26 protein-coding genes are annotated in these 26,268 nt (G+C 70.9%); 14 read left to right on the forward strand and 12 right to left on the reverse strand.

The features are described 5' to 3' along the window. The first annotated feature begins 159 nt into the window (after window positions 1-159). Together ACZ7GJ_RS35275 and ACZ7GJ_RS35280 are read left to right on the forward strand one after the other, a co-directional pair. Window positions 160-486 carry an STAS domain-containing protein gene (locus ACZ7GJ_RS35275; RefSeq protein ID WP_470757666.1) on the forward strand — a complete coding sequence of 109 codons (327 nt, stop codon included), beginning with the start codon at window positions 160-162 and terminating at the stop codon, window positions 484-486. A gap of 127 nt (window positions 487-613) precedes the next feature. Then, entirely contained in the window at window positions 614-1,111 is a 498-nt protein-coding gene (locus ACZ7GJ_RS35280; protein ID WP_470757668.1) for a pyridoxamine 5'-phosphate oxidase family protein, read from the forward strand. Between the two features lie 14 nt (window positions 1,112-1,125). Here the strand turns inward: ACZ7GJ_RS35280 and ACZ7GJ_RS35285 are convergent, their stop codons facing one another. Next, window positions 1,126-2,808 (reverse strand): sensor histidine kinase, encoded by a 1,683-nt coding sequence (locus tag ACZ7GJ_RS35285; RefSeq protein WP_470757727.1) that lies wholly within the window; start codon window positions 2,806-2,808, stop codon window positions 1,126-1,128. A gap of 228 nt (window positions 2,809-3,036) precedes the next feature. Between ACZ7GJ_RS35285 and ppk2 the strand changes: the two genes are divergently transcribed. After that, window positions 3,037-3,840: a polyphosphate kinase 2 gene (gene ppk2 / locus ACZ7GJ_RS35290; protein ID WP_470757670.1), complete on the forward strand. Its 804-nt coding sequence runs from the start codon at window positions 3,037-3,039 to the stop codon at window positions 3,838-3,840. Between the two features lie 12 nt (window positions 3,841-3,852). Here the strand turns inward: ppk2 and ACZ7GJ_RS35295 are convergent, their stop codons facing one another. The 6 genes from ACZ7GJ_RS35295 to ACZ7GJ_RS35320 all read right to left on the reverse strand — a co-directional run bounded on the left by ACZ7GJ_RS35295 (window position 3,853) and on the right by ACZ7GJ_RS35320 (window position 8,939). Next, window positions 3,853-4,845, reverse strand: a complete 993-nt coding sequence (locus ACZ7GJ_RS35295) for an Acg family FMN-binding oxidoreductase (RefSeq protein WP_470757672.1) — start codon at window positions 4,843-4,845, stop codon at window positions 3,853-3,855. 24 nt (window positions 4,846-4,869) lie between these two features. Beyond that, a complete protein-coding gene (locus tag ACZ7GJ_RS35300; RefSeq protein ID WP_470757674.1) occupies window positions 4,870-5,748 on the reverse strand; it encodes a universal stress protein in 879 nt (292 codons plus the stop codon). Window positions 5,749-5,859: 111 nt separating this feature from the next. Then, window positions 5,860-6,456 carry a CBS domain-containing protein gene (locus ACZ7GJ_RS35305; protein ID WP_470757676.1) on the reverse strand — a complete coding sequence of 199 codons (597 nt, stop codon included), beginning with the start codon at window positions 6,454-6,456 and terminating at the stop codon, window positions 5,860-5,862. A gap of 13 nt (window positions 6,457-6,469) precedes the next feature. Continuing rightward, window positions 6,470-7,102, reverse strand: a complete 633-nt coding sequence (locus ACZ7GJ_RS35310; RefSeq protein ID WP_470757678.1) for a CBS domain-containing protein — start codon at window positions 7,100-7,102, stop codon at window positions 6,470-6,472. Window positions 7,103-7,373: 271 nt separating this feature from the next. Continuing rightward, window positions 7,374-8,240 carry a universal stress protein gene (locus ACZ7GJ_RS35315; protein ID WP_470757680.1) on the reverse strand — a complete coding sequence of 289 codons (867 nt, stop codon included), beginning with the start codon at window positions 8,238-8,240 and terminating at the stop codon, window positions 7,374-7,376. A gap of 33 nt (window positions 8,241-8,273) precedes the next feature. Beyond that, window positions 8,274-8,939 carry a CBS domain-containing protein gene (locus tag ACZ7GJ_RS35320; RefSeq protein ID WP_470757682.1) on the reverse strand — a complete coding sequence of 222 codons (666 nt, stop codon included), beginning with the start codon at window positions 8,937-8,939 and terminating at the stop codon, window positions 8,274-8,276. A gap of 251 nt (window positions 8,940-9,190) precedes the next feature. Between ACZ7GJ_RS35320 and ACZ7GJ_RS35325 the strand changes: the two genes are divergently transcribed. The 5 genes from ACZ7GJ_RS35325 (at window position 9,191) to ACZ7GJ_RS35345 (ending at window position 15,631) form a co-directional block, all read left to right on the forward strand. Then, a complete protein-coding gene (locus tag ACZ7GJ_RS35325; protein WP_470757684.1) occupies window positions 9,191-10,099 on the forward strand; it encodes a universal stress protein in 909 nt (302 codons plus the stop codon). Then, window positions 10,096-10,959, forward strand: coding sequence for a universal stress protein (locus tag ACZ7GJ_RS35330; RefSeq protein WP_470757686.1), 864 nt, complete (start codon window positions 10,096-10,098; stop codon window positions 10,957-10,959). The genes ACZ7GJ_RS35325 and ACZ7GJ_RS35330 overlap by 4 nt, the downstream gene beginning before the upstream one ends. Before the next feature lie 7 nt (window positions 10,960-10,966). Beyond that, window positions 10,967-13,549 (forward strand): cation-translocating P-type ATPase, encoded by a 2,583-nt coding sequence (locus ACZ7GJ_RS35335; RefSeq protein ID WP_470757688.1) that lies wholly within the window; start codon window positions 10,967-10,969, stop codon window positions 13,547-13,549. Beyond that, on the forward strand, window positions 13,546-13,821 hold the full coding sequence (locus ACZ7GJ_RS35340; protein WP_470757690.1) for a DUF1918 domain-containing protein: 276 nt from the start codon (window positions 13,546-13,548) through the stop codon (window positions 13,819-13,821). The genes ACZ7GJ_RS35335 and ACZ7GJ_RS35340 overlap by 4 nt, the downstream gene beginning before the upstream one ends. A 79-nt stretch (window positions 13,822-13,900) precedes the next feature. After that, window positions 13,901-15,631: a sensor histidine kinase gene (locus ACZ7GJ_RS35345; protein WP_470757692.1), complete on the forward strand. Its 1,731-nt coding sequence runs from the start codon at window positions 13,901-13,903 to the stop codon at window positions 15,629-15,631. Window positions 15,632-15,646: 15 nt separating this feature from the next. Here ACZ7GJ_RS35345 and ACZ7GJ_RS35350 read toward each other — a convergent pair whose 3' ends face one another. From ACZ7GJ_RS35350 to ACZ7GJ_RS35360, 3 genes are all read right to left on the reverse strand, one after another. Further along, a complete protein-coding gene (locus tag ACZ7GJ_RS35350; protein ID WP_470757694.1) occupies window positions 15,647-16,345 on the reverse strand; it encodes a response regulator in 699 nt (232 codons plus the stop codon). Window positions 16,346-16,432: 87 nt separating this feature from the next. Then, window positions 16,433-17,071 (reverse strand): CBS domain-containing protein, encoded by a 639-nt coding sequence (locus ACZ7GJ_RS35355; RefSeq protein WP_470757696.1) that lies wholly within the window; start codon window positions 17,069-17,071, stop codon window positions 16,433-16,435. Window positions 17,072-17,097: 26 nt separating this feature from the next. Continuing rightward, a complete protein-coding gene (locus ACZ7GJ_RS35360; protein WP_470757698.1) occupies window positions 17,098-17,562 on the reverse strand; it encodes a Crp/Fnr family transcriptional regulator in 465 nt (154 codons plus the stop codon). Between the two features lie 221 nt (window positions 17,563-17,783). Between ACZ7GJ_RS35360 and ACZ7GJ_RS35365 the strand changes: the two genes are divergently transcribed. The 3 genes from ACZ7GJ_RS35365 (at window position 17,784) to ACZ7GJ_RS35375 (ending at window position 20,342) form a co-directional block, all read left to right on the forward strand. Further along, on the forward strand, window positions 17,784-18,023 hold the full coding sequence (locus tag ACZ7GJ_RS35365) for an SHOCT domain-containing protein (RefSeq protein ID WP_470757700.1): 240 nt from the start codon (window positions 17,784-17,786) through the stop codon (window positions 18,021-18,023). Between the two features lie 55 nt (window positions 18,024-18,078). Beyond that, a complete protein-coding gene (locus ACZ7GJ_RS35370) occupies window positions 18,079-18,552 on the forward strand; it encodes a pyridoxamine 5'-phosphate oxidase family protein (protein ID WP_470757702.1) in 474 nt (157 codons plus the stop codon). A gap of 86 nt (window positions 18,553-18,638) precedes the next feature. Beyond that, window positions 18,639-20,342 (forward strand): SulP family inorganic anion transporter, encoded by a 1,704-nt coding sequence (locus tag ACZ7GJ_RS35375; protein WP_470757704.1) that lies wholly within the window; start codon window positions 18,639-18,641, stop codon window positions 20,340-20,342. A gap of 741 nt (window positions 20,343-21,083) precedes the next feature. Here the strand turns inward: ACZ7GJ_RS35375 and ACZ7GJ_RS35380 are convergent. Continuing rightward, window positions 21,084-22,277, reverse strand: coding sequence for an MFS transporter (locus ACZ7GJ_RS35380; protein ID WP_470757706.1), 1,194 nt, complete (start codon window positions 22,275-22,277; stop codon window positions 21,084-21,086). A 104-nt stretch (window positions 22,278-22,381) separates the two neighbouring features. Between ACZ7GJ_RS35380 and ACZ7GJ_RS35385 the strand changes: the two genes are divergently transcribed. Further along, window positions 22,382-23,629 (forward strand): hypothetical protein, encoded by a 1,248-nt coding sequence (locus tag ACZ7GJ_RS35385; RefSeq protein ID WP_470757708.1) that lies wholly within the window; start codon window positions 22,382-22,384, stop codon window positions 23,627-23,629. A gap of 16 nt (window positions 23,630-23,645) precedes the next feature. Here ACZ7GJ_RS35385 and sbnB read toward each other — a convergent pair whose 3' ends face one another. Continuing rightward, complete coding sequence (gene sbnB, locus ACZ7GJ_RS35390; protein WP_470757729.1) at window positions 23,646-24,647, reverse strand: 2,3-diaminopropionate biosynthesis protein SbnB; 1,002 nt, start codon at window positions 24,645-24,647, stop codon at window positions 23,646-23,648. A 132-nt stretch (window positions 24,648-24,779) separates the two neighbouring features. Between sbnB and ACZ7GJ_RS35395 the strand changes: the two genes are divergently transcribed. Both ACZ7GJ_RS35395 and ACZ7GJ_RS35400 read left to right on the forward strand, forming a co-directional pair. Continuing rightward, window positions 24,780-25,325, forward strand: a complete 546-nt coding sequence (locus tag ACZ7GJ_RS35395) for a GNAT family N-acetyltransferase (protein ID WP_470757710.1) — start codon at window positions 24,780-24,782, stop codon at window positions 25,323-25,325. Further along, window positions 25,322-26,257 (forward strand): oxygenase MpaB family protein, encoded by a 936-nt coding sequence (locus ACZ7GJ_RS35400; protein WP_470757711.1) that lies wholly within the window; start codon window positions 25,322-25,324, stop codon window positions 26,255-26,257. The genes ACZ7GJ_RS35395 and ACZ7GJ_RS35400 overlap by 4 nt, the downstream gene beginning before the upstream one ends. Window positions 26,258-26,268 lie beyond the last annotated feature (11 nt).

The raw sequence follows: 26,268 nt of genomic DNA on the forward strand, positions 1-26,268 counted from the left end.
CCGACCCTTCCCGCGCGATGGAGCACCCAGGAGCAGGGACCTTCGGCCCTGCGCGCGGGGCATGTGGACCTTCCCGGGGCCGGACCGCGTGCGATGAGCTGGTGCCGCATGGGGAGGGGCGCGGCTCGACCGCAGAGCCGCACGCAGCGTGGAGGTTCCATGACGACTACCTTGATCGATCTGAAGACCGCGGTGAGGAGCGACGGCGACGTGTGCGTCACCTTGGCCGGAGAACTCGACTTCCACACGGCGCGGCAGGTGGAACCCCGACTCGCCGCCCTCGCCGCATACGGTCACCGCAGCCTCGTCCTCGACCTGTCCGGGATCTCCTTCTGCGACAGCGCGGGCATCGACCTCTTCCTGCGCGTGCACCACCGCTGCTACTCGGCAGGAACCCGGCTCCGCCTGTGCGGCGTGCCGCCTCTGGTGGCCAAGTCGATGCGGGTGCTCGGCGCCGACCGCGAGCTCCGGCCCGTGGTGGCTTGACCAGGGCGGTGTCCGAAACCGGTGCCCGGTTCGGGACCGTTGGGCCCTGGTTCTCGTGGTGATCGAGAGAGAGGCTGGTGACTCGGAAGCCCCAAGGCCCGATCGATACCGGATGAAGGTGCGCAGCATGGACCAGGCCGGCGGCATACGGCGCACCGACGGTCAGGCCGGCGACGTGACGGCCACCCGGCGCATGCGCGAGCTCGACAGGGCCGAGGCGCTCAGGCTCGTGGCGACGGTGCCCCTGGGGCGCATCGTCTTCACGCAGCAGGCGCTGCCCGCCGTGCGCCCGGTCAACCATCTCGTCGAGGGCGGGGACATCATCGTGCGGATCCACGACGACGGGGCACGCGCCTTCCTCGCGGCCCCGGCCGATGTCCCCGGAATGGTCGGCGCCTACGAAGCGGACGCCGTCGATTCCGTCACGCACCTCGGCTGGAGCGTCGTCGTCACCGGCTACGCCTGCCCGGTGACCGACGCCGATGAAGCGGCCCGCTTCGCTTCCCTGCTGCGCCCCCGGGTGGGACGCCCCATGACCCGCGCCCTGCGGATCCGCCCCGACCTCGTCGCCGGATTCCGGCTGGAGGCGGAGCGGACGCTGCCGGAGCCGACTGCCCGGGGATGATCGTGTCGGGGCCGTCAGCTCCCGGTGGGGAGCGGCGCCCGCCAGACGAGTCGGCTGCCACCCTCGTCGGGGGTGTCCACGATGAAGGACCCGCCCAGGCTCCGCGCCCGGTCGTCGAGGTTGAGCAGGCCGCTCCTGCGGCCCTGGGGCGGGATGCCCCTGCCGTTGTCGGAGACCGTCAGTACGACCTCGCCCGGTTCCGCCTTGAGGGCCACGGCGACCCTGGTCGCCCCCGCGTGGCGTGCGGCGTTGCTCAGGAGCTCGCCCAGCACCGCCATGACGTGGTCGGCCACCTCGGACGGGACGTCCGTGTCGAGCAGGCCCTCCATGTTCAGGCGCGGCGGATGGCCGAGGGTGGTGGCCGCGTCGCCGACCGCCCGGGCAGCGCGAGCCCGCAGACCCTGTCCGCTCTCACGGTCCTTGGTGCGCAGACCGAAGATCGTCGATCGGATGATCTTGATCGTCTCGTCCAGGTCATCGACCGCACGGCTGACGCGCTCGGCGGCCCCTTCGTGCTCGACGAGCCGTGCCGCGCTCTGAAGGGTCATGCCCGTGGCGAAGAGCCGCTGGATGGCCAAGTCGTGCAAGTCCCGTGCGATCCGGTCCCGCTCCTCCAGCAGCGCTATCTGCTCCGCGTCCCGGCGCCGCTCCGCCAGTTCCAAGGCGATGGCCGCCTGACCCGCAAAGGCGACGAGTGGCTCCAACTCGTTCTCGCCGAAGACGGGCTCGCCGGCTGCGCGCACGAGCAGGAGTACACCCCTGCTCTCTCCGCCGGCGGTGCCCAGCGGGACCGCGACGGCGGGGCCCAGCCCGCCCTCAGTCTGGGCATCGTCCGGGTAGCGGTCGTCGTCCGAGGCGTGCACGACCGTGACGGGTTGCCCGGTCCGGTGGGCTGTCCCGGAGAGAGTTCCCGCGATGGGGACGACAAATCCCCGCCTGGCCTTGCCGTCCGCACCCGCCGCGAACTCCACGAACAATCCCTCGGCGCCGGGAACCGGCACGCAGATGTCCGCGATCCGGGCCCCCGTGATCTCCTGGGCCCGAAGAGCGATGAGCTCCAGCACCGCCGGACGGGAACTGCCCGACAGCAGGCTTTCAGTGATTTCCGCGTTGGCCTTCAGCCACCGCTGCTGGCGCTGGGACCCCTCGTAGAGCCGGGCGTTGTCGATCGCCACGCCCGCCGCCACCGAGAGGGTGGAGATCACCGTCTCGTCCTCGGTGTCGAAATCGAACCCGCCCCGCTTGTCGGTCAGATAGAGGTTCCCGAACACCTCGTCCCGCACCCGGATCGGCACACCGAGGAACGTGCGCATGGGCGGGTGGTGCGGCGGAAACCCGTACGACGAGGAGTGCGCGCCGAGATCGGTGAGGCGCAAGGGCTCCGGGTGACGGATGACCTCTCCGAGCAGACCGTGGCCGGCCGGCAGGGGACCGATCTCGGCGATGGCCGCCTCGTCGAGCCCCACGGTCAGGAACTGCGACAACGTGCGGCCGTCAGGGCCGATGACCCCCAACGCCCCGTACTCGGCGTCGACGAGCAGTGCCGCGGCCTCCACGATCCGCCGCAGCACCTGGGCCAGATCCAGCTCCCGGCCCACCGAGACGACGGCCTCCAGCAGGCTGTGCACCCGATCGCGGGTGCCGCGTACGGCGTCGATGCGCACTTGGAGCTCGTCGAGCAGCTCGTCCAGCCGCATCCGAGGCACTTGCGTCAACGGATCCCCCACACTCACGTGATTCCCCTTCGCTGCCCGCCCCGTCCGGAGCCAGCGTATCGACAGCCCGGCCTTGCGGGGCGGGGAGCGGGAACGCCGGCAGGACGACGGGATCGCGACACTCCGAGGCGTGAGCGGCGTCGTTGCGCACGGCCGCCGGCCGTGACTGACTTGATCGCAGAACCGGACGGCAGAGGGGCGGAGACGGCCATGGGCCTTAAGAAGGCGGTCTACGAGAGAGAACTGCTGCGGCTCCAGACGGAGCTGGTCAAGCTCCAGGAGTGGACGCGCGCGGAAGGCGCCCGCCTGGTCGTCGTCTTCGAGGGGCGCGACGCCGCGGGCAAGGGGGGCACGATCAAGCGCGCCGCCGAACACCTCAATCCCCGTGTCGCACGCATCGCGGCGCTGCCCACGCCGACTGAGCGGGAGCGTACCCAGTGGTACTTCCAGCGGTACGTCGAGCATCTGCCCGCCGCCGGCGAGATCGTCCTGTTCGACCGCAGCTGGTACAACCGCGCCGGGGTCGAGCACGTCATGGGCTTCTGCACGCCCGCGGAACACCAGCTCTTCCTGCGGCAGTGTCCGGTCTTCGAGCGGATGCTGGTGGAGGACGGGATCCTGCTCCGCAAGTACTGGTTCTCCGTCAGCGATGCAGTGCAGGAAGAGCGGTTCCGCGCCCGTGCGGAGGACCCGTTGCGCCGGTGGAAGCTCTCCCCGATGGATCTGGAGTCCCTCACGCGCTGGGAGGCGTACTCGAGGGCCAAGGACGAGATGCTCGTCCACACGGACACGCCGGATGCCAGGTGGTACGTGGTCGAGAGCGACGACAAGCGCAGCGCGCGGATCAACATGATGGCCCACCTGCTGTCCACGGTTCCCTACGCGGACGTGGCCGTACCCTCGGTGACCTTGCCGCCGAGGCCCCGCTCAACGGGCTACGAGCGTCCGTCCAAGGAGTTGCAGACAGCCGTACCCGACCATGCCGCCACCCTCGGGAGGACTGAACCGCAGTAGGCGCCGGTGGGTCTACTCCCGGATTTCCAGGACCTCGGTCAACGGGCGGCGGGGCGTGTCGGGCCCTGCGGGACCGTAGCCGAGGCGGAAGACCATCTGTACGTGTCCCATGGCCGCGACCGGGTCGCGGACCGTCCAGCGCAACTCCGTCCATTCCAGGGGATGGGACGTCATCGACGTGGCGAGGCCGTCGGCCGTGGCCTGCAGAAGGACCCGCTCCATTGCCTGGCCGGCGCGCAGCCAGTCTGCCCTCGTGTCCCCCGAGGTGCTCAGCAGGGCCAGCTGCGGCCGCTTCTCGAACACGGCCCAACCGCGATCCGGTATCGGGTTGGCCCAGCCGAAGTCGCGTACAGGGGTGCGGCCGCCGGAACCCTTCGGTCCGAATGCGGCGGAGGGAATGCCATCACCACGCGTGCCCGCAGCATCCTGCGTGTGGGAGGTCCAGGCCGCGGTTTCCGCTTGGGCAAGCGGATCGATCTCCTCGCGATGTTCTGCGTCCCGTACCAGCCCCAGCACGGTGTCGATGTGCCAGGTGTCCGGAACGGTCAGCATGCAGCCTTCCAGGTGGGCAGCAGCCCACAGACCGTCCAGGAGCGCGGTCGGTACCGGCTCCTCGCTGAAGGGGTACCGGCTGGTGTGCCGACGCCGGACGGCGTCGTGCAGGGAGGCCAGCTCGCGGTCCGCCCCCGCGGTTTCGTCGATGGTCACCGTGGCGAGCAGCCACGGTTCAGCGTCGTCGGGCAAAAGCTGCACGCGGACGGGGAGACCGATCCAGGATGCGGACACGCGCAGGTTGAACAGTGCCGCGGCGCAACCGAGGTGGAGGCTGCGGTGAACCGGGTCGGTTCGGGTCATGGCACGTTCCGGATCGCCGTACAGGGAAAGTGCACCGGCGCCGACATGGAAGACGAACCTCCACGGCTGGGCGTTGTGCATGGACGGGGCAGTGACGGCGTCGCCGACGAGCCGGACGACGGTGTCGGGGTCGAAGTGTGTTGCGGTCACGGGACTGTTCCTGTCTGTGCGGCCTCAGTCGTGTGCCACGACGGCGACCGGTGAGGTGGCGTGATGCATCACCGCGTGGGTGATGGGACCGATGCGGGCACCGACTGCCGGACGGCGGATGCGCCGGCCGACCACGACGAGTGCCGCGCCGGACGCGGCGTCCAGGATCTGGATGGCGGGTTGGCCGATGACGATGCGTGCGTCGACGGCGAGTTGTGGGTACTTCCGCTCCCAGGGGCTCAGCAGCTCGCGGAGCGTGCTGTCGAGTCCGTCGGCCATCTCCTGCTCGACACCGGGATCGAGGGCCGGAGCGTAGGAGAAGACCGGTGGGAGCGACCAGCCGTGTACGACGACGAGGGAGCAGGACCGCCGGTCCGCTTCCTCGCAGGCGAAAGCGAGGAGCCGGTCGCAGTCGCTGCGCAGGTCCACTCCGAGCACCACCGGTCCGGCATCGTCCGCGTGGCCGGGCGGACGCTCTTCGCCGTCGATCGAGCGCACGAGCACGACGGGTGTCTCGGTCTCGGGGATCGTCGCCGAGCCGGTCGAGCCCACGATGAACCCGGCGACGGTGCCGAGACCTCGTGAGCCGAGGACGAGCAGGTCCGCCTCGGCTGCGGCGGAGGCGAGGACCTTGGAGGCCGCGAGGCCTTTCGTGCCGCGGGTGCTGATGCCGAGCGTGGGGTGGTCGCGCAGCAGCCGGTCCCGCGTGAGCGAAAGGAGGTCCTCGGCCCACTGGGGACGCGGTTCGGGGAGCGGAGCGGCGAAGGGCCCGTACTGTGCCCAGTCCTCCGCGTGGACGAGCTCCAGAGCCGCGCCCCGTAGTTCGGCCTCGTCGGCGGCCCAGTCGGCTGCGGTCCTGCCGGCGCCCGATCCGTCCAGACCTACCGTGATCAGGTTCGACATGTTGTTCCTCCCGGGGTCGTACGGTCGGCTTCTCTCAGCCTCTTCCGCTTGCCGTGTCGCTGGGAAGGTCCGAGCGGCCCAACCGGGGACCGTTCGGCCCTCCTCGCCCGGTCAGCTCTGTTCGACCTCGGGGCAGGTGAGTCTGTCGTCGACGTCCACGACCCCGTCGACGCTCTGGCAAAGACGCACCACCACGGTCCGCAACCCGGGCTCCGGCACGGTGCCACTGAGCGTCACGAAGCCGTCGTCGACTTCGACGGTGATGGCCGACGGAGCGAGGTGGAGCGTCCGGGTGAGGACGTCCTCGAGGATCTCTTCCTGAATCGCGTGATCGCGGCGGAGGAAGAGCTGGATCAGGTCGCTGCGACTGAGGACGCCGACCAGGCGGCCTTCCTCGTCGACCACCGGCAGCCGCTTGACCCGGTGCCGCTGCATGATGCGGGCCGCGCGGACCACGCTCCACTCGGGTCGGGCTGTGACAGCCGGGCTCGTCATCAGTTCCTGGGCTGTTGCCGCACCACCGGTTCTCCGCCGGCGGAGAAGGTCGGCTTCGGAGACGACGCCGACCGGATGCCCGGTTTCGTCGATCACGGGCATGGCGGTGATGTCGAACTCCTTCAGGAGCCTGGCGATCTCCTTGAACGCGGTCGTGCGCCGGACGGTGACGGCGGTGTGCGTCATCAGGTCCGCGACGCTGCGGTGCCTCATGGCGGTGATGCCCTCATGCGGAGAGGAGGACGGTGAAGTCCGCCTTGACGTCGACCACGCCCGGGACGGTGCTGGCAGCGCGTACGACGACGTCTTCCATCGCGGGGTCCGGCAGAGACCCGTTGAGGTAGGCGATGCCGTTGGCGACGTGGACGTGCACCTCGACGGGACCGTGCGCGTGGACGTGCGCCTCACCGGGAACCTGCGGGAGCAGCTGGTACATGATCAGTTCGCGGATCTCGGTGCCGATGTCCTCGTCCGGGCGCAGGAAGACCTTGAGCAGGTCGCCGCGGCTGACGACGCCGACGAGGCGACCGTCGGCGTCGACCACGGGAAGGCGCTTGAGGTGCCCGCGGGCCATCAGACGCGCCGCGGTGGGGATGGTGGCGTCCTTCGTCACGGTCACGGCCGGGCGGGTCATCAGCTGCTCGGCTGTGGTGTCGTGGGCCGTGTCGGTGTCCTGGGGCTTGAGCAGCAGGTCGGCTTCGGAGACGACGCCGACCACCTGTCCGTCCCGGGCCAGGACGGGGAGCGCGCTGACGTTCCACATCCGCAGCGCTTCCACGATGTCCTTGAACGCGGTTCCTTCGTCGACGGAGATCACGGCGTGTGTCATGACGTCCTCGACGTTGCGCAGGTGCTTCATGGTCTTCCTCCTCGATGCAGCAACAGCTACTCGTGATGGTCCGAACGGCGACCCGTCCGCGGGTAGGGCTGTCCGGAGCCCGAGAAGGTCCGGCCGGCTCTGGTGGGCTCCGCCTCGGGGTGGTTCCATGGAAGTGCGGAAAGGGTCCTTGCGAGGATGCGGAGAAGCGGCCGAGCGCCGTGCACCGCACAATCGGGATCCGCGAGAAGCGGGCGGACTCTTTCCGCCCTTGCTGTCTGCCTCGCACGGCCGTTCACCGGTTTCCGGTCGTTCACTCGTGGGCGATGACGGCCACGGGGGCTGCTGCGTGGTGCAGGACGGCGTGGGCGGCCGAGCCCAGGTGTGCGCCGAGGGGAGAGCGGCGCACATGGCGCCCCACGACGACGAGTCCCGCACCCTGCGAGGCCCGGACGAGATGTCCGCCCGCCGATCCCATGAAGACGTTCTGGCTGACGTTCACGTCGGGGAACTTGTGCTGCCAGGGCAGCAGCATGTCGTCCACCATGTGTGTGACGCTCGTGCCGATGTCCCGTTCGTTGTCCGGGTCGAAGAAGGGGACGTAGCTGTAGGCGGCCGGCATCTTCCAGCCGTGGACAGCCCGCAGCGGGCAGTTGCGCCGGGCCGCCTCTTCGAAGGCGAAGGCGAGTACCCGGTCGCAGGCCTCGTGAATGTCGACCCCCACGACGACCTCGGCCGCGAATCCGGCGCCCGGGCCGTCCGGGTCGTCGGCGACGCGAACGAGCACGACCGGCGTGTCGGTCCCGACCACTGTGGACATCGCCACCGAGCCGACGATGAATCCGACCAGGCCGCCCAGCCCGCGCGATCCCAGAACCAGCAGCCCGGCGTCGGCGGCCTCGGCCGCGAGTGCGGCGGCCGGCCGTGCTGTCAGGCAACGGGTCGTGATCTCCAGCTGCGGGTGGCGCCCGTGCAGCTCCTGAGCGGCTTCGGCCAGGGCCTGATCCGCCCAGCGATCTACGTCCTGGCGGCCCACGCCGGGGAACACCGGGTCCAGGGGCCAGTCAACGGCGTGCACGAGACGCAGGGGCACCTGCCTCAGGACGGCTTCCCGCGCGGCCCAGCGTGCTGCTGCCCGGCTCTCTTCGGAGCCGTCGACTCCGACGGTCACGTGGTTCATGGCTCTGACTCCCTTCGTGCGGTCCGGCGCTCATCACCACGGCATTGCGCGCCGGGCATGGTCCGCGTGGGTTGCCGTGTCGTCGGTGCGGGCGGTGACGCGAGATGCCACCGCGACGACCCCGTCGAGCCGTTCGACGAGGCTGAGAAGTGCGGGGAGCTGACTCCGGCGCTCGACCTGGCCGTCCAGGGTGACGACGCCGTCCACCACGTGAACGTCGACGTCACCGGCCGGCACACCGAGCACGTCCGTGAGGACGTCGTCGGTGACACGCCGGCGTATCTCGGAGTCCGGGCGCAGGAACACGCGCAGCAGGTCCCGGCGGGTGACGATGCCGACGAGCCGGTCCTCCACGTCCACGACGGGGAGGCGTTCGATGCTCCGGCGGGTCATCAGCCGCGCGGCGTCAGCCGCTGTCTCTTCGGCATGGACGGTGACCGCGGGCGCGGACATGACCCCGCCCGCGGACGGCGGCCCAGCTGCCGAGCTGCTCTGCTCGGCGGGATGGGAGCCCGACATCGTGTGGGCGAGGAGGTCTGTCTGCGAGACGACGCCCACCACACGATCCTCGTCGTCCAGGACAGGGACTCCGGAGACGTCGTACTGGGCGAGGAGCTTCGCGACGTCCTTGAAGGCGGTACCCGGGGCCACGGAGACGACCTCGTCGGTCATCAGGTCCGCCACCTTGAGGTGCTTCATGAGGCCCTCCTGCTCCGCCGTGTCACGCGAGGCTGATGTCCGGTGTGGGGTGTGCCCCCACCATCCACCGGTGACCGCTGGTGAGCGAGGGCCGAACGGCCCCGTTCAGGGGCCCGTAGGGGTCCGGGGTGCCAGGTCGCGACGTTGGGGACCTTTGGTCCCGTCTGCGGCCCCGGACGGCCCTCTTCCCGGAGCGTCGACGCTGCCAGCGTGAGGGGTGTCCCTCATCGGCTTCTCGGTTGGGAGAAATCGTGGAAAGTACGTTCCGCACCCCGGACACCAGCTCGGTCACGGTCGGCGTGGACGGCTCGGAATCGGCGCTCGTCGCTGCTCTGTGGGCGGCCAAGGAAGCCGTCCGCCGAGGCCGTCCCCTGCACATCGTCTACGGCGCCGACACCGACGGCAGGGCCTTGTACCTGTCGGCGGAGACCATCGAACGGGTCCGCGCCAACGGCCGGGCGCTCCTGGACGACACGGCGAAGGCCGTGTCGGCCGAGTATCCCGGGCTGAACGTGACCACCGAGTTCAGCCGTGCGGGCGCCGTCGACAGCCTGCACCGCGCCGCCGGGCTCCACGGCACGGTCGTGCTGGGCAACCGCGGCCTGGGCGGTTTCAACTCCCTCATGCTCGGCTCGGTCGGGCTGGGCACCGCGGCCATCGCCATGACGCCCGTCATCGTCGTCCGCGGCATCGACGGGGCCGAGGAGACCGGCACGGTCCTCGCGGCGATCCGCGATGAGCGCGACCTCCTGATCGCCCGGTACGCCGCCAAGGAAGCCGAGCTGCACAAGGCCTCCTTGCGGCTGCTGCACGTGTGGAACGTGCTCCAGTCCGTAGGTGAGGTGGTCAGCATGCTCGACGGCGTGGACGAGATCGCAGGCGGGCACGCAGAGACCCTGCGGGCCGTCGCGGACGTGGTCCGCGGCGAGTTCCCCGATCTGGAGGTGAAGGCCGAGGCGGAGAAGAGCATCTCCGTGGCCGGTGTCCTGGTCGAGGCGTCCCGGCACGCCGACCTGCTCGTCATGGGCGGGCGCCGGGTCCCAGGGTCCCTCGGACTCGCCCCCAACCTGGGCAAGGCCACGCACAGCCTGCTGCACCACGCCCACTGCCCCGTCCTCCTCATCCCCCGGACCGGCAGCGACTTCGGGAGCCAGTCATGACCATCCACCCCGCAGGAAGCCATGACATCGTCGTGGGCATCGACCCGGCCAGGGACTGGCACCTTGCCCTGGCCTGGGCCGCCGACGAGGCACAACGGCGACGGGTCCCGCTGCGCCTGGTGCTCGCGGTACCGCCCCAGCACGACACCCAGCCCGTCGATGACACCCCCGGCCAGACGGCCCTGAGGCAGGCCGGCTCCGACAGGCTCGAACAGGCGTGCAACTGGGTGCGTGACCGCCACCCCGAAGTGAGCGTCACCGGCGAGCTGCGCGGCGGCTTCCCCGTCCCGGTCCTGGGCGGCGCGGCACGAGAAGCCCGCATGATCGTCCTCGGCTCCCGGCACCTGAGCCGCACCGCCGAGTTCTTCAGTGCCGGCTCGCTCGTGGTCCCCATCACCGCTCAGGCCCATTGCCCCGTCGTCGTCGTGGGCGACGCCGAGCACATCAGCCAGCAGCCGCCCTACGTCGTCGCGGGTATCGACGGCAGCGCGTCCGCCACTGCCGCGCTGGCCTTCGCTTTCGACGAGGCCGACCTTCGGGGGGCAGCGCTGCGGGTCGCCTGCGTGTGGCAGCCGCCGCTCATCATGCACGACGACGAGGAGGTGGCGCTGCAGGCCCAGCGCACCTTGCTCTCCGAAGCCACCGCCGGCCTGTCGCAGAAGTACCCGGACGTCCGTGTGACGCATGAGGTCCTCACCGGCCACCCGGTCGAGGAACTGGCCCGCGCCGCCGAGCACGCGCTGGCCGTCGTCGTGGGCCGCAGGGGCCGCGGCGGATACACCGGCATGAGGATCGGATCCGTGGTCCACGGCCTGCTGCACCGTGCGCACTGCCCGGTGATCACCGTCCCCGCCGGCTGAGCCCGCCATGACCAGTCGCGCGATCGACATGCCGTCCCTCGGATCCTCGGACCCGGCGGGGCTGACGCAGTCCGAGGCCGAAAGCCGACTCGCCCGGTACGGGCGCAACGAAGTGGCACCTCCGCGACCCACACCCCTGCACCGTCGGGTGCTGGCGCAGTTGCGCGATCCGCTGATCATGGTGCTGCTCGGTGCCGCCCTGCTGACCATCGCGATCGGTGACCACCCGGACGCCGTCGTCATCGGCCTGGTGGTCCTCTTCAACACGACCGTGGGAGTGGCCCAGGAGGTCCGGGCGGACCACGCGGTCGCCGCCCTCTCCGCGCTCTCGGCCCCGCACGCCCGAGTGCGGCGCGACGGTGCCGCCCACGAGGTGCCGGCAGCGCTGGTGGTGCCCGGTGACAGCCTGCTCCTGGGCGAGGGAGACATCGTCGCCGCGGATGCAGACCTCACCGAGGCGTCGGCCCTCCTGCTGGACGAGTCCATGCTCACCGGCGAATCGGAACCCGTCGCCAAAACTGCCGGTGACACGGTCGGCGCCGGCACCGTCGTGGTGCGCGGTCGGGGTACCGCGATCGCCACGGCCACCGGATCCTCCAGTGCCCTCGGCCGGATCGCGGCGCTCCTCGGCGGGGAACACGAGCCGACCCCGCTCCAGCGCCGCCTCGCTTCCCTCGGCCGCGTTCTGGCCACAGCCACCCTCGCCCTGTGCGTGCTCTTCTTCGCCCTGGGCCTCGTACGCGGCCTCGGCGTGAGCACGATGGCGGTCACCGCCATCAGCCTGGCCGTCGCCGCGGTACCCGAATCCCTGCCCGCCGTGGTCACCCTGGCCCTCGCCCTCGGGGCCCGCCGCATGGCGGCCCGGGGAGCCCTGGTCCGACGCCTGCCGGCGGTCGAGACACTCGGCTCGGTGAGCGTGCTGGCCACGGACAAGACCGGCACCCTCACCGAGGGCCGCATGGTCGTCCAGCACGTGTGGACGCCGTCCGGAGCCGCCGACGTGTCCGGCAGCGGATACGAACCCCACGGAGCCCTGACCCGTTCCGGACGCTCCCTGACACCCGAGCAGCTCCGCCCACTGCAGGTGCTCCTCACCACGGCAGCCCTGTGCAACGACGCGAGCCTGAAACCGCCCCAGAGTGGATCCGACATGTGGGCCGCCGTGGGTGATCCCATGGAGGCCGCACTGCTGGCAGCCGCCGCCAAGGCCGGCTGCCCCGACCCTGCCGAGCTGCACCGGGACTGCCCCCGGATCGGAGAAGCCCCCTTTGACAGCCTGCGTAAACGGATGACCACCCTCCACCACCTGCCGGACGGCAACGTTCTGGTCTGCCTCAAAGGGGCGCCCGAGGCCGTCCTGGTTCCCATGGTGCTCGCCGAGCCGCCCGAGGTCCTGGACCAGGCCCGCCAACAGGCCGCCGAGCTGGCCTCGCACGGATTCAGGGTCCTGGCGGTGGCAGGCACCGAACGGCTCCAGTGGAATCCGCCCGCCACCGAGGCGGAACGCGGACTGGGCCTTCTCGGCCTGATCGCCATCAGCGATCCGCCGAAAGCGGCGGCCGCGGCCACCGTGGCAGCCTGCCGCGCCGCCGGCATCACCCCGATCATGATCACCGGCGACCACCCCGCGACGGCCCACGCCATCGCCGTACGCATCGGCCTCGTAGAGGACGGGCCGGCCGATGCGGTGGTCACCGGACCAGAGCTGGCCGCAGCACCGGACACCGACCTGACCGCGGTCCGGGTCTTCGCCCGGACCGATCCACAGCAGAAGCTGGACATCGTCCACGCCTGGCGGGCCCGCGGCGCAGTGACCGCCATGACCGGGGACGGCGTCAACGACGGCCCCGCCCTCCGCCAGGCCGACATCGGCGTCGCCATGGGCGCCCGCGGCACGGAGGTGGCCCGCCAGGCCGCCGACCTCGTCCTCACCGACGACGAGCTCTCCACCGTGGTCACGGCCGTCGAGGAAGGCCGCCGCGTCTACGACAACATCCGGCGCTTCCTCGTCTACGCCATGGCCGGCGGAGCCGCCGAGATCCTCGTGATGCTGGCAGGCCCCCTGCTCGGCCTGGCCCTGCCGCTGCGGGCGGGGCAGATCCTGTGGATCAACCTCCTCACCCACGGCCTGACCGGCGTGGCCATGGGCGCGGAACCCGCCGCACCGGAAGCCATGCGGCGCCCGCCCCGGCCGCCCGGGCAGCACATCCTGGCCGCAGGAGTGTGGCAGCGCCTGCTCGTCCTCGCCGCGGCCGTGACGGCGTTGAGCCTGATCGCCGGCATGGGCGCGCGAGCCATGGACCTGCCCTGGCAGAGCGTGCTCTTCCTGTCTCTGCTCGGTGCCCAGCTGGGCGTGGCCATGGGTCTGCGGGCCCGGCTGCTCACCACCCAGAACCTCTTCCTCCCCGCCTCCGTGGCGGTTTCCGCCCTCCTGGCGATGGCTGCCCTGCACGTTCCCGCTCTGCAGTCGCTGCTGGACACCGAGCCGGTCGGCTGGGCCGGCGCAGGGCTCTCCACCGCGGCAGCCCTCGCAGCATTCGTCACCGCCCGCCTCCTGCGCAGCGCATTCCACGGAAAGGCACGACCATGAACGCACATTCACCTGCCGACGGGCACGGGATCCACGCCGAGGTGGGCGACCAGATCGTCGTCGGCGGCCCCACCATCGGAAAGCCCGGCCGTGACGGCGAAGTCATCGCCCTGCACCATGACGACGGCACCCCGCCGTACGACGTGCGCTGGTCCGACACCGGTCGTACCAGCGTGTTCTTCCCCGGCCCGGACGCCCACGTCCGGCACCTGCACGACGACGGCACGCCGCGGCACGAGCAGAGGCCGAACGGCGCAATGGCCTCCCACTGAGTGGGAAGGCCGGGCCCTCGGGCCGGGGATACCGTGGAAGTGGTGGCCTTCTCGCCATCATTTCCGGCCGGAGGCGGGCATGAGCACAGGGGAACAGCCCACCGGCAGCGGTGTTCCTCGACTGCGGCTAGACGAACTGCTGGACGAGCTGCAGGTACGGATCGACGAGGTCAGAGGCACGCGGGACCGGCTGAACGGTCTGCTTGAGGCTGTCATGTCCGTGGGCCGGGAGCTGGACCTGCCGCAGGTCCTGCAAGGCATCGTCGAGGCCGCCGTGGTGCTCGTGGACGCCGAGTACGGGGCCCTCGGAGTCATCGGGAACGACAAGAAGCTGGCCGAGTTCCTGCCCGTCGGCATCAGCGACAGCCTCCGCGCACAGATCGGAGACCTGCCCTCCGGCCACGGCATCCTCGGCGAGCTGATCCGCCATCCCGAACCGCTGCGACTGTCGGAGCTGTCCGAGCACCCTGCCTCGTACGGGTTCCCGGACCACCACCCGCCGATGCACTCCTTCCTCGGTGTCCCGATCCGGGTCCGCGAGGACGTCTTCGGCAACCTCTACCTGACTGAGAAGCGCGGCGGAGCCGAATTCGACGCGGAGGACGAATCGGTCCTTTCCACCCTCGCCGTCGCGGCAGGCATCGCCATCGAAAATGCCCGGCTCTTCGAGGAGGTCCGGTTGCGCGAGCGCTGGCTGGAGGCCAGCTCCGACATCACCAGCGCCCTGCTCTCCGGAGCGCCCGAGGAGGAGGTCCTTGAGGGCATGCTGGAACGGGCCAAGGACATCACCAGCGCCGACATGGTCGTCTTCTACCTGCTCGGCTCCGCCGGTGAACTGCGGGGCTCCCTCGCGCTCGGGGAGGGGGCCGAGGCGCACCGCGGGATCGTCCTGCCCAGCACCCAGGGCACTCTCGCCGAGGCCGCCCTGGCGCGCAACGGCCTCATCACCGTCCCCGACGTGGCGATCGATGAGCGCGTCACCGTGCAACCCGAGCGGTGGGCGGGCTTCGGCCCGGCCGTGGCCGTCACCGTCGGCACCAAGGAGAAGCTCAGCGGCGTCCTCATGCTCGCCCGGCGGCACGGTCGCCCCGTGTTCGCCCCCACGGAGGTCGCCCCGCTTCCGGGGTTCGCGGGCCAGGCCGCTCTCGCGTTGGAGCTTGCCGACCGGCGCCGCGACACCGAGCAGATGAGCCTGCTGGAGGACCACGACCGCATCGCTCGCGACCTGCACGACCTGGCCATCCAGCGCCTCTTCGCCACCGGCATGACCCTCCAGAGCGCCCAGCGCTTCGTCGACCACCCCCAGGCGTCCGAACGCCTCGCCCGCGCCGTGGACGACCTCGACGCCACCATCAAGATCATCCGATCGACCATCTTCGGGCTCCGCGAGCACGACGCCCCCGGGGAGGCGTCCAAGCTGCGCTCCCGCGCTGTCCAGGCCCTGGACGAGGCGGCTGCAGCCCTCGGCTTCGCGCCGGCCCTCAGAATGGAGGGTCTGATCGACACCGACGTACCGTCGGCCGTCGCCGACGAGGTCCTCGCCGTGGTGGGGGAGGCTCTCACCAACGTCGCCCGCCATGCCGAGGCCACGCGCGTCGAGGTCTCGATCGTTGCGGCCGACGGGAACCTGACCCTCACGGTGACGGACAGCGGCGTCGGCCTGCCCGAGGGCGGTCGGCGCAGCGGACTGCGGAACCTGGCAGAGCGTGCCGAAAGGCTCAGCGGCCGGATGGACGTCGCAGCGCGGGGCGACGGTGAACCGGGCACTCGCCTGGAGTGGCAGGTGCCCCTGGTCCCGCCCCCGTCGTGACCGTCGCCGACGTTCTTACTGCTTCGCAGTCCCGGCGTCGTGCTCGTGTACCTGGGCGGCGATGACGGCGGCCTGGACCCGCCGCTCCACGCCGAGCTTGCCCAGCAGCCGTGAGATGTGGTTCTTGACCGTCTTCTCGGACAGGTAGAGCTGTTTGGCGATCTGCCGGTTGGTGAGACCCTCACCGATGAGCTCCAGCACTGCCCGTTCGCGTTCCGACAGAGCCGCCAGGCGGGCATCTTCCGGTTCCTTGGCGCTCTCAGGGTCCCGCAGCGAGCGCATCAGACGGGCGGTGGTGGCTGGATCCAGCATGGACTGCCCGGTGGCCACCGTCCGGACCGCGGAGACCAGGTCGGAACCCTTGATCTGCTTCAGCACGTACCCGGCGGCGCCCGCCATGATCGCGTCCAGCAGTGCGTCCTCGTCATCGAACGACGTCAGCATCAGACAGGCCAGGCCGGGCATGCGAGAGCGCAGCTCGCGGCAGACGGTGATGCCGTCGCTGTCGGGAAGCCGTACGTCGAGCACGGCCACGTCCGGGCGCAGTGCCGGCCCGCGGGCCAGTGCCTGTTCGGCCGTGCCCGCCTCGCCCACGACGCTGATGTCCGGCTCGGCGTCCAGGAGGTCTCGCAGCCCGCGACGGACCACTTCGTGGTCGTCGAGGAGGAACACCTTGATCGGCGCCTCGGCGGATGCCTTCGGATCATCGGACATGATCGCCCCTGGTTCGGTCCCCATGACGCTTCCCATCCGCATTGTCTCAGGAAGGCGTGCAACGCACCCCGTGGCCGTGCGAAGGCGCTAGGCAGCGACGGCGCCGTTCAGCTCCATCCGGACGTCCACGACACCCTCGACCGCTCGGATCGCCCGCGCGAGCAGGGGGACCAGGGCCCGGTCCCGCAGCGGGCCGCGCAGGGTGACGACGCCGTCTCGTACGGCGAAGTCCACGTTCACGCCGGGTGTCAGCTCGGTGAGCACGCTCTGGCGGATCTCCTCCTCGAGCTCCTCGTCGGGCCGCAGGAACACCTTCAGGAGGTCGCTGCGGCTGACCACACCCTCCAGCATGCCGAGCGCGTTCACCACGGGCAGGCGCTTGACGTGCTTGTGCGCCATGATCCGGGCGGCTTCGGCGACGGGCGCGTCGGGATGCACCGTGATCGCCGGGCTCGACATGAGCTCCTCGGCCAGCACGCCGGCGGCCTTCGACGCCTCCTCCATCTGACCGGGCAGAGAGGGATCCGTCCGCCGGAACTCCTCTTTCGGTAGCAGGTCCGCCTCGGAGACCAAGCCGACGACCCGGCCCTCGCCTTCCAGGACGGGGACCGCGCTGACCTTCCACTGGTGCATCAGCTCGACGATCTCCTTGTAGGACGCCTCGCGGCCGATGGCGACGGCGGTGTGCGTCATGACGTCACTGACGGTGTAGCGGGATGCGGGCATGACCGGCTCCTTCGCCGTGCGGACGATCAGAGGAAGCTGCCGCTGCCGTAGGGCGCGTACAGATCGAGAAGGCGCACGCGGGCGGCCTGCAGCCGGTTGGCGAGGACCTGCCCGACCCAGTGGCCCAGAGCCGAGCCGAAGGCGGCGTCGGTGTCCATCAGCGCCCGTACGCGCTCCGCGTCGAACTCGTATGCGCGGACGGGCGTCATCGCTTCGGCGCCCAGACGCCAGGAGTACGGCTTGAAGAGCCACGAGCAGCCGACCAGCTGGCCGGCGCCGAGGCTCTCGATGACGGCGGGGCGCCGCCCGGGTACGTGGACGTCCAGGGTCACGGTGCCGGACCGGACGATCCAGAACCGGTCGGCGTGGCCACCTTCGCGGAAGAGATGGGTCCCTTCGTCGAAGTTGACCTCTTGGGCCAGTTCCATCAGACGGGAACGGCAGTCGGCGGGCAGCGCCTCGGAGATACGGGTGGGTGAAGGGGTGCTCATGAACGGCCTCCTGTTCGAGTCCGTCTTCAGTCTTGGCGTTCCCGCCGGTCCCGGGCATGGGCCCTGTGGCCCCGTCTGTGGGCCGACCGGCCCATGCCCAGGGTTGGTGCAGCCGGAGATCCTGGCAACAGACGGCCGACAAGCGGTCATCGACCCGTCCACCCGGCAGGTGCGCGATGTACTGGAATGGCCATGGCATGGGGGCCTGGGGATGGTTCGCCGTGTCCCTCACCACGCTGATCGTCTGGACCCTGATCGTCGCGGCGACCGTCCTCGTGATCCGCGCCATCAGGCGAGACGGTGCGGACGGGCGCACGGCACCCGCGCCGTACCCAGCCGCCGACGACGGGGTCGAGAGACTTCTCGCGGAACGATTCGCCAGAGGCGAGATCGACGACGAGGAATACAGCCGGCGGCTCGCGGTGCTGCGAAGCCATGCCCCAGGGCCCATGCCCCTTTGAGGAGCCGACAGCGGGCAAGGGCACCTGCGTCCCGCCCGCTTGACCAAGGATGCACATGATGAAGAGCGACCCGGCCTCTACGACCACCAGCTCGCCTGCCGTCAGCATGCCGGGACGACAGATGGAAGAACTCAGCGCGGACGAGGCGCTGCAGTTGCTGGGCACCGTCGAACTGGGCCGGATCGTGTTCACCCGTCACGCGCTGCCCGCCGTGCGTCCGGTCAACCACCTTCTCGTCGCCGGCGACATCATTGTCCAGGTCCAGGACGGCTCGACGCTGGCAGCCTTGCTCGCGGCACAGGGGGGTGCGGGCGTGGTCGTCGCGTACGAAGCCGACGCCATCGATCAAGGAGAACGCCTGGGGTGGAGCGTGGTCGCCACCGGCTACGCCACCGCCGTCACCGCCCCCGACGAGGTCGAACGCTACGCGCATCTCCTGCAGCCTTGGGTCGAGGGCACCGCATCGGGAGCGATCCGGATCAGGCCCGACATCGTCACCGGCTTCCGTCTGCGAAAGAGCAGCACGTAGCGGTCGGCCACTCGCGCGCTTCACCTCCTTGCAGCGCTCTGCCCGGCACGATGTGACCACAGCCCGCTTGGAGTTCCGGAGGTGCCATGCCGAAGCACGGACGGCGCACTGCGATCCCGCCCGCCTTCCGCGGCTACCGGACGAGCTGGCTACGGGGCGACGTCCTGGCCGGGATCACGGTCGCCGCCTACCTGGTGCCGCAGGTCATGGCTTACGCGGGTGTGGCCGGCCTGCCGCCGGTCGTCGGCCTGTGGGCCGTCCTGCCGGCCATGCTCCTCTACGCCCTGAGCGGCACCTCGCGCCTGCTGTCCGTCGGACCGGAGTCGACCACCGCACTCATGACCGCTGTGGCCGTCGGGCCTCTCGCAGCTGGCGACCCCACGCGCTACGCGGCGCTCGCGGCGGCTCTGGCCCTCGTCGTCGGCCTGCTCTGTCTGGTCGCTTGGGCCGTCCGGCTGGGCTTCCTGGCCGACCTTCTCTCCAGGCCCGTGCTCATCGGCTACCTGGCCGGAGTCGCCTTCATCATGATCGTGGATCAGCTGCCCCGCCTGACTAGGACCAGTGGCAGCGGATCGGGGTTCTTCCCCCAGCTGCTCTCGTTCCTCCGCCACATCGGCGACCTGCACTGGCCCACGACCCTAATTGCCGCGGGCTGCCTGCTCCTGCTGTTCACCCTGCCTCTCCTGAAGCGGGCTCTGCCCGGACCACTCCTCGTCCTCGTCCTGGCCACGGCGGTGGTGGCGGTCTTCGGGCTGGACGAGGACAGGGGAATCGCCGTCATCGGCGCGGTACCGACCGGCTTGCCGGGTTTCGCCCTGCCCCGGCTGGCTGACCTCGCCGACCTGGTCCTGCCGGCTCTCGGCGTGCTGCTGGTCGGCTACACCGACGTCGTCCTGACCGCACGCGCCTTCGCCCGGCACGACGACCCGCACCCCCTGGACCCCAACCGCGAGCTGCTCGCCCTCGGCGCGGCGAACATCGGCGCCGGAGTCCTGCACGGCTTTCCGGTCAGCAGCAGTGCCAGCCGAACCGCCATCGCGGATTCCTCGGAAGCCCATACCCAGGCGTACTCGCTGGTCGGCGCCGCCTGCGTGTCCGCTGTGCTGCTCTTCCTCGGCCCACTGCTCGCCCACACCCCCTCCGCCGCCCTCGGCGCCATCGTCGTCTACGCCGCCGTACGCCTAGTCGAGGTCGGTGAGTTCCACAGGCTGGCAGCCTTCCGCCGCCGCGAATTCCTGCTCGCCCTCGGCTGCGGTCTCGGCGTCCTCACCTTCGGCATGCTGTACGGCGTGCTCCTCGCCGTGGCGCTCTCCGTCGCCGAACTGCTCATGAGGGTCGCCCGTCCCCACGATGCGGTCGAGGGCATGGTGCCCGGTCTGGCCGGCATGCACGACATCGACGACTACCCGACCGCCCGCACCATTCCCGGCCTCCTCATCTACCGCTACGACTCACCGTTGTTCTTCGCCAACGCCGAGGACTTCCGCCGCCGGGCGCTGGCCTCGGTCGCGGCCCAGGACGAGTCCGTGCACTGGTTCGTCCTGAACACCGAGGCCAACGTCGAGGTCGACATCACCGCCCTCGACGCCGTCGAGGCCCTGCGCTCCGAACTCGCCCAACAGGAGATCGTGTTCGCCCTCGCCCGCGTCAAGCAGGACCTGCGCCACGCCCTCGACGCCTACGGCCTGACAGCAAAGGTCGGCCCGGAGCGCATCTTCCCCACGCTTCCCACAGCCGTTGCCGCTTACCGGGACTGGCAACGCGCCACAGGCCGCGCTCCAGCCCTCTGAGCATGCCCGTGACCGAGTAAGCGGACGCTGAGCACGGGAGGATCAGCATCGGACCTGCCTCGGAGGCGCTGCGGCCCTTTCCGATTCCAGGAGCGCCAGCATGGCTTGTCCACGCACTTGCTGTCCGTCTTGAGCGCTCCGTAGCCGCTTTGAGCGGAGGAGCTGAGTGCACCCGGAGCCACATCAGTCCGGAGCTGCTTCAGATGCTGGCGCCAGCGGTGTAGGAGGAGCGGCTGACAGAGGGCGTCATCGCGGTCGGCCTGCGTACTGGCATCGCGCAGCACACGGAGCCGGAACTCGCCCTCGCTCATGCCGTGGACGTGCAGGGCATCCCCATGGAGGGGAGCGTGAATCAGACCACGTGCCGTGGCACGCTCGATGGCGCCGTGTCTGGTCCGGACGGCCGATGACGCTTCCGGTGGCAACCCCGCGGCGGATCCGCAGGTCGTGCTGGCCGCGTCATTTCGAGGGAATGACCCGGCGGCGGTCTGGGAAGGAGTCGGGAGTGACGCAGTGGCGGGAGGGCGCATCTTGCGGCTGCCGGAGGGGGGAAGTCGCGTCTTCGTCAGCACAGCGGCCGGAGGGCCTGAGTGTCTGTACCGATGTGCCAAGAACCCTCGGTGGACAGCTCCGCATCGTGCCGAAGCTGGTTGGCGTAAGTGCTGGTTGATCGGATGGGCTGGGGACATCCAGCGGCTGTGGTCACAACCGCACGGTGGCCCCAAAACGGCGGACGCGCCTTCAGGATGCGGGCCGTACGGTCCGCATCCTGGCGTAGGCGTACACGCATCCGGCGAGCGCGAGGTCCGACAGCAGCATGAAGCCGATCGAGTACGAGTCCTTCGCGCTGTAGATCGCACCCATCACCAGCGGGGGCACGAAGCCGCCGAGGCCGCCCATCGCTCCGACGATGCCCGTCACACTGCCCACCTGCGGCTGTGGCGTCACCTGCGAGACCAGGGCGAAGACGCTGCCGCTCGCGGTCCCGAGCCCGGCCGCCATCAGCAGCAGGGCGAGCGTGCCGACCGGGTCCATCGCCGGATCGAATGCCTGCACGATCGCGAGGAGGGCCACCAGGCCCAGGGCCCCGGCCGTGACCAGCGCCGGGTGGATCCGGTCCGACAGCCAGCCGCCGACCGGCCGGAAGACCACCGTGACCAGGGCGAAGCCCGCCGCCTTGGTACCGGCGTCGGTCGCCGACAGGCCGTACCAGGTCTTCAGGTACGTCGGCAGGTACACCCCGAACGCGACGATCCCGCCGAACCCGATCGCGTACAGCGCGGCCAGCTCCCACGTCACCCGCAGGCGCCCCGCCCCGCGCAGCCGCGAGGCGAGCGAGGCCGTCGGTACGGGCCGGTCGGGCCGGTCCCTGAGCAGCAGGGCCGCCAGGGCGGCGTACCCGGCGAGCGCCAGTGCCACCACGAGGAAGGGCAGGTCGGGGTCGTGTTTCGCGATGCGCGGCGTGACGTACCCGGACAGGGCGACACCGCCCATGCCCATGCCGAAGACACCGAGCGCGAACCCCCGCCGGGCGGGCGGGAACCAGGAGTTGACCAGCGGGATCCCGATCGCGAACGTCGTGCCGCCCAGACCCAGCAGGAAGCCGACCGCGAGCGTCAGACCGTAGCTGTCGCGCGCGGGGATCAGCAGCAGCACGGGCACGATGGTGAGCGCGGACACCACCGGGAACATCAGCCTCGCCCCGTAGCGGTCCGTCAGCGCACCCACCGGGATCCGCCCCAGCGACCCGACCAGCACCGGCACCGCGACCAGCAGCGACTGCTGGAACGAGCTGAGGCGGAGCCGGTCCTTGTAGTCGCCGGCGAGCGGCGCGATCAGGTCCCACGCCCAGAAGGTGAGCGTGAAGCCGAGCGTCGCCAGGAGCAGATTGCGGTACGCGGCGGATGAGGGCCGTGACGTAGACGGGGCGTCCATCCCGCCAGTCAAGACGCCCCGGACCGTCCGGTCGCGCAGGACTGCGCCGAATGGAGTGCGGGCGGAGTTCTTCGAGTACCGCCTGTTGTGAGTACGGTCTGCTCATGCAGAACATTGGGCTGGAGCAGCAGCGCGGGCACGTGCTCCTCATAGCGGGGGACGCCGCCGTGCGGCGCCGCACCGTGCAGGTGGCGCCGAGCGCCAACTTGGCGGCGCTGGGGGTGGTGCCGGTCCAGGCACTCCTGAACTGCGATGTCGCGTGCGACACGACGTACCTCGACGGCGCTCGGGACCCGAACCTCGTGCTGATGCGGCTGCGCACCGCCGCGGCCACGCCGGGTCCGCTGCTCGTGTACCTGTCGGGCCGGCTCACCGTGGACCGCCGGGGCGGCAAGCTCCACCTCGCGCTGGCCGGGACGACGGCCGGCTCGGTGCGCTACACCGCGCTCCCGTGGGAGTGGCTCGGTACCGAACTGCGCGGACGGCCCGCCGGGCTGACCACCGTGCTGCTCGACCTGGCCGCGGACAAGGCGGCGTGGCCGCTGCTCCAGGAATACGGCAGCCTGCCCGCGTCCCCCTCCGCCGAGGTCTACGGAGTGGTCTGCCCGCCCGGCTTCGAAGGCGGCGGCAACGTCGTCAGCAGGTACACCCGCCACTGGATCGAGCAGCTCCGCAGCAACCCCGCCCGGCCGGCCAACCTCCAACTGCACGCCCTGGCGGCGGGAGCCGCATCGCTGCCGCCGGGCACCCTCGTCCTGCCGACGGCACGTGAGCTCGGGGCCCCGGCCGCTGCGTGGCAGGCCGCGCCGCCCGTGGCCGTACCCGCGCCCGTGCCGCCCGTGCCCGCGGCCGCGGCCGAGCCCGCGACCCCGTCGGCCCAGCCGGACGCCGGCGCCGGGGCCAGTCCGGCCGCCCGGAACCCGCGTCCCCACATCCACGACCTGGCCAGCTCCGGCCGGCACGCCGAGGCCGCCGACCTCGCCGAGGCGTGGGAGCAGTACGTACTGCAGACCCACGGGTACGCCTCGCCGGAAGCGGTCGACTGGCTGGAGATCCGCGCCGACCTCGCCCGCATGGCGGGCGACTTCCGGCTCGCGACCCAGCTGTGGACCCGTGTCGGCCGGATCAGGCTGGCCGACCGGTCGCCGGAAGCTCCGGACACACCTGAAATGCGCGCGGCGGCGGCGGGCGCCCTCTACTGCTGGAGCCAGCTCAAGGAACCCACCGCGGCCATCGAGGCCGGACCCGTACTCATCGGGCTCCTGCGGGACCTCCCGTCCCTTGAGCCGGGGCACCTCCAACTGGCCCAGCACCGGCTGGAACTCCTGCACGGCACGTTGAGCCGCCACTGACGGGGGCGACGGGGGCCTACCAGCGCGTGGTCTCCCCGATGAAGTCGGGGATGTCGACGGCGGTGCCGCGGCGGCGGGCCTCGGCCAGGACGTGGTGGCCCACGGCCAGGTCGAGGATGCCGAGTCCGAAGGGGGAGAAGACGGTCGCCCGGGCCGGGTCCAGGGCGACCTCGCCCTGGAGCAGGGCGCCCAGCGTCCCGTTGATGAACTCGCGTCCACCGGTGAGCTGTTCGGTCAGGTGGGGCGAGGTCTGGGCCTTGAGGCAGTGGTCGATGTCGTCCACCACGTTGTTCGTCTTCAGGAGCAGTTCGGGGGCCAGGTCCCGCAGCGAAACGTTCAGGATCACCTGCCCGGCGCGCAGCGGGGTGTCGCCGCTCACGTAGGGCGTGGCGGCCGTCGTGGCGAAGACGACCAGGTCCCGGGTGAGCGCCTCGTCCAGGCTTCCCGAGGTGACCGGAACGCCGAGGCGCCCGGTGGCGTGCGCGCCGAGGTGGCCCGCGCTGACGGCGTCCAGGTCGTGGACCAGGACCTCCGCGATGCGGATGCCGTGGGCGGCGAGGTAGTCGAGGACGGTACGGGCGATCACGCCGGCGCCGATGAAGGAGACCCGTACGGGCTCCTCGGAGCCGAGCAGTTCGGCCGCCGCGACGGCAGCGGAGGCCGCCGTTCGGGCGGCGCTGATGCTCGCGGCCTCCAGGCAGGCCAGCGGGTAGCCGGTGGCGTAGTCGTTCAGGAGCAGGGTGGCCGAGGCGCGCGGCAGGCCGTGGCGGATGTTGTCGGGGAAGCTGGCGATCCACTTCATGCCGATGGTGTCGACGTTGCCCCCGAGGTAGGAGGGCAACGCGATGACCCGCGCGTTGGGCTTGTCGGGGAAGCGCAGGAAGTAGCTGTCGGGGTTCACCGACTGCCCCTGCTCGTGGGCCACATAGGTCTCGGCAATGATGCGGAGCACGTCCTTGTGCGAGTCGCTGAGGATCTCGGACACCGCCGCGCCGGGAACGACGCTGAAGTTCGCCATGGTTGTGGTTCCTGATTCCTGTTCGAGGGTGACGGAGACGTGCGGGGCTCCGGTGCAACGGCCGTCGCCCCACGAGCCGGAGTACATCCGGCCGATGTATGCGGCTCCCATATCCGGGGATACTCCAGCCCTATGGAAGACCTCGTCACCGCCCGGCTCGTGCTCCACCCGATGAGCGCCCGCGAAGCGGCAGCCCTGACGCGGGGCACACCGGGCGCGAATCCCGGCTGGGCCCCGGGATACCCCGCGCGGGCCGACACCACCGGGGCGCTGCGCCATCTGGAGACCTGCGAGGCCCACGGCGACCCGGCGCCGTTCGGGGCGTACGAGATCCGCCGCCGCGAGGACGGCCGGGCCATCGGCGGCCTCGGCTTCCACGGGCCCCCGGACCAGGACGGCACGCTCACCGTCGGGTACGGGCTGGTCCCGGAGGTGCGGGGCCTCGGGTACGCCACGGAGGCGCTGCGCGCCCTGCTGCTCCTCGCCCGTGCGTACGGGATCACCCGGGTCGAGGGGGACACGGACCACGGCAACACCGCCTCGCAGCGCGTGATGACGGCGGCCGGGATGAGACTGGTGGGAGAGGACGAGCGTCTGAAGTACTACGCGGTGGACTGGCCGGATCCGGCCGTCGACGCAGAGGACGGCGAGGACACAAGGGAAACAGGGGGATCATGAGCGCGACGAAGCCGGACAGCGGGCCCGACGGTCCCGGCGCCCCTGGCGACTCTGGCGTGCCCGACCCCGGGCTCTACGGCCCCGACTCCGTCACCTGGCAGTGCCACGGAGACCCGATGATGTGGATCGCCGGAGTCCGTGCCCTCTACCTCCAGGCCCTGCACCCCCGCGCCGTCCGCGGAGTCATGGAGAACTCCGACTTCCGCAACGACGCCTGGGGCCGGCTGCTGCGCACCGCCGACTTCGTCGGCACCATCACCTACGGCACCACCGAGGCCGCAGAACGCGCCGGTGCCCGGGTCCGCAAGATCCACCGGATGCTGTCCGCGACCGACCCCGCGACCGGTGAGCGCTTCCCCGTGGACGACCCGGAACTGCTGCTCTGGATCCACTGCGCCCAGATCGACAGCTTCCTGCACGTCCTGCGCCGCTCAGGCGTCCGCCTCACCCCCGCCCAGGCCGACCGCTACGTCGCCGAGAACCGGACCAACGCCCGTCTCGTCGGACTCGACCCCTCGGAGGTGCCAGCCGACACCGCGCAGCTCGCCGCGTACTTCGCCGAGGTGCGGCCCCTGCTCGCCGCCGGCGCCGATGCCCGGGCCGTGGACGACTTCCTGCGCAGCCCGCCCACCCGCGCCCTGCTCGTCCCTGGCCGAAACCTGCTGTGGCGTCCCCTCGCCGACCTCGCGTACGGATCACTCCCGGCGTACGCGCACCAGCTGTACGGGCGACCCGCACCGGCCCCGCGCAGCGTCACGCGGCGCCTGCGTCTCACCGGGCACCTGTTGCGCGCCATTCCCGCAGGTCTGCGCTGGCAGCTGCCGCCAGGTCACATCTTGAAAGCGATGCGTCGCATGGGCCCCACCAGCCGCCCCTCGCCGTACACACTGCGTACATCAGCGGCCATACTGGACGGGCCGGGGAGGGCTTAGGGCGACACACG

It is taken from the genome of Streptomyces sp. NPDC037242, assembly GCF_055604165.1.

Coding starts and splice junctions, on each gene's coding strand:
- ACZ7GJ_RS35275 (WP_470757666.1), top strand. CDS start 160: ATGACGACTACCTTGATCGATCTGAAGACCGCGGTGAGGAGCGACGGC.
- ACZ7GJ_RS35280 (WP_470757668.1), top strand. CDS start 614: ATGGACCAGGCCGGCGGCATACGGCGCACCGACGGTCAGGCCGGCGAC.
- ACZ7GJ_RS35285 (WP_470757727.1), bottom strand. CDS start 2,808: ATGCGGCTGGACGAGCTGCTCGACGAGCTCCAAGTGCGCATCGACGCC.
- ppk2 (WP_470757670.1), top strand. CDS start 3,037: ATGGGCCTTAAGAAGGCGGTCTACGAGAGAGAACTGCTGCGGCTCCAG.
- ACZ7GJ_RS35300 (WP_470757674.1), bottom strand. CDS start 5,748: ATGTCGAACCTGATCACGGTAGGTCTGGACGGATCGGGCGCCGGCAGG.
- ACZ7GJ_RS35305 (WP_470757676.1), bottom strand. CDS start 6,456: ATGAGGCACCGCAGCGTCGCGGACCTGATGACGCACACCGCCGTCACC.
- ACZ7GJ_RS35310 (WP_470757678.1), bottom strand. CDS start 7,102: ATGAAGCACCTGCGCAACGTCGAGGACGTCATGACACACGCCGTGATC.
- ACZ7GJ_RS35315 (WP_470757680.1), bottom strand. CDS start 8,240: ATGAACCACGTGACCGTCGGAGTCGACGGCTCCGAAGAGAGCCGGGCA.
- ACZ7GJ_RS35320 (WP_470757682.1), bottom strand. CDS start 8,939: ATGAAGCACCTCAAGGTGGCGGACCTGATGACCGACGAGGTCGTCTCC.
- ACZ7GJ_RS35330 (WP_470757686.1), top strand. CDS start 10,096: ATGACCATCCACCCCGCAGGAAGCCATGACATCGTCGTGGGCATCGAC.
- ACZ7GJ_RS35335 (WP_470757688.1), top strand. CDS start 10,967: ATGACCAGTCGCGCGATCGACATGCCGTCCCTCGGATCCTCGGACCCG.
- ACZ7GJ_RS35340 (WP_470757690.1), top strand. CDS start 13,546: ATGAACGCACATTCACCTGCCGACGGGCACGGGATCCACGCCGAGGTG.
- ACZ7GJ_RS35345 (WP_470757692.1), top strand. CDS start 13,901: ATGAGCACAGGGGAACAGCCCACCGGCAGCGGTGTTCCTCGACTGCGG.
- ACZ7GJ_RS35350 (WP_470757694.1), bottom strand. CDS start 16,345: ATGTCCGATGATCCGAAGGCATCCGCCGAGGCGCCGATCAAGGTGTTC.
- ACZ7GJ_RS35355 (WP_470757696.1), bottom strand. CDS start 17,071: ATGCCCGCATCCCGCTACACCGTCAGTGACGTCATGACGCACACCGCC.
- ACZ7GJ_RS35360 (WP_470757698.1), bottom strand. CDS start 17,562: ATGAGCACCCCTTCACCCACCCGTATCTCCGAGGCGCTGCCCGCCGAC.
- ACZ7GJ_RS35370 (WP_470757702.1), top strand. CDS start 18,079: ATGATGAAGAGCGACCCGGCCTCTACGACCACCAGCTCGCCTGCCGTC.
- ACZ7GJ_RS35375 (WP_470757704.1), top strand. CDS start 18,639: ATGCCGAAGCACGGACGGCGCACTGCGATCCCGCCCGCCTTCCGCGGC.
- ACZ7GJ_RS35380 (WP_470757706.1), bottom strand. CDS start 22,277: ATGGACGCCCCGTCTACGTCACGGCCCTCATCCGCCGCGTACCGCAAT.
- ACZ7GJ_RS35385 (WP_470757708.1), top strand. CDS start 22,382: ATGCAGAACATTGGGCTGGAGCAGCAGCGCGGGCACGTGCTCCTCATA.
- sbnB (WP_470757729.1), bottom strand. CDS start 24,647: ATGGCGAACTTCAGCGTCGTTCCCGGCGCGGCGGTGTCCGAGATCCTC.
- ACZ7GJ_RS35395 (WP_470757710.1), top strand. CDS start 24,780: ATGGAAGACCTCGTCACCGCCCGGCTCGTGCTCCACCCGATGAGCGCC.
- ACZ7GJ_RS35400 (WP_470757711.1), top strand. CDS start 25,322: ATGAGCGCGACGAAGCCGGACAGCGGGCCCGACGGTCCCGGCGCCCCT.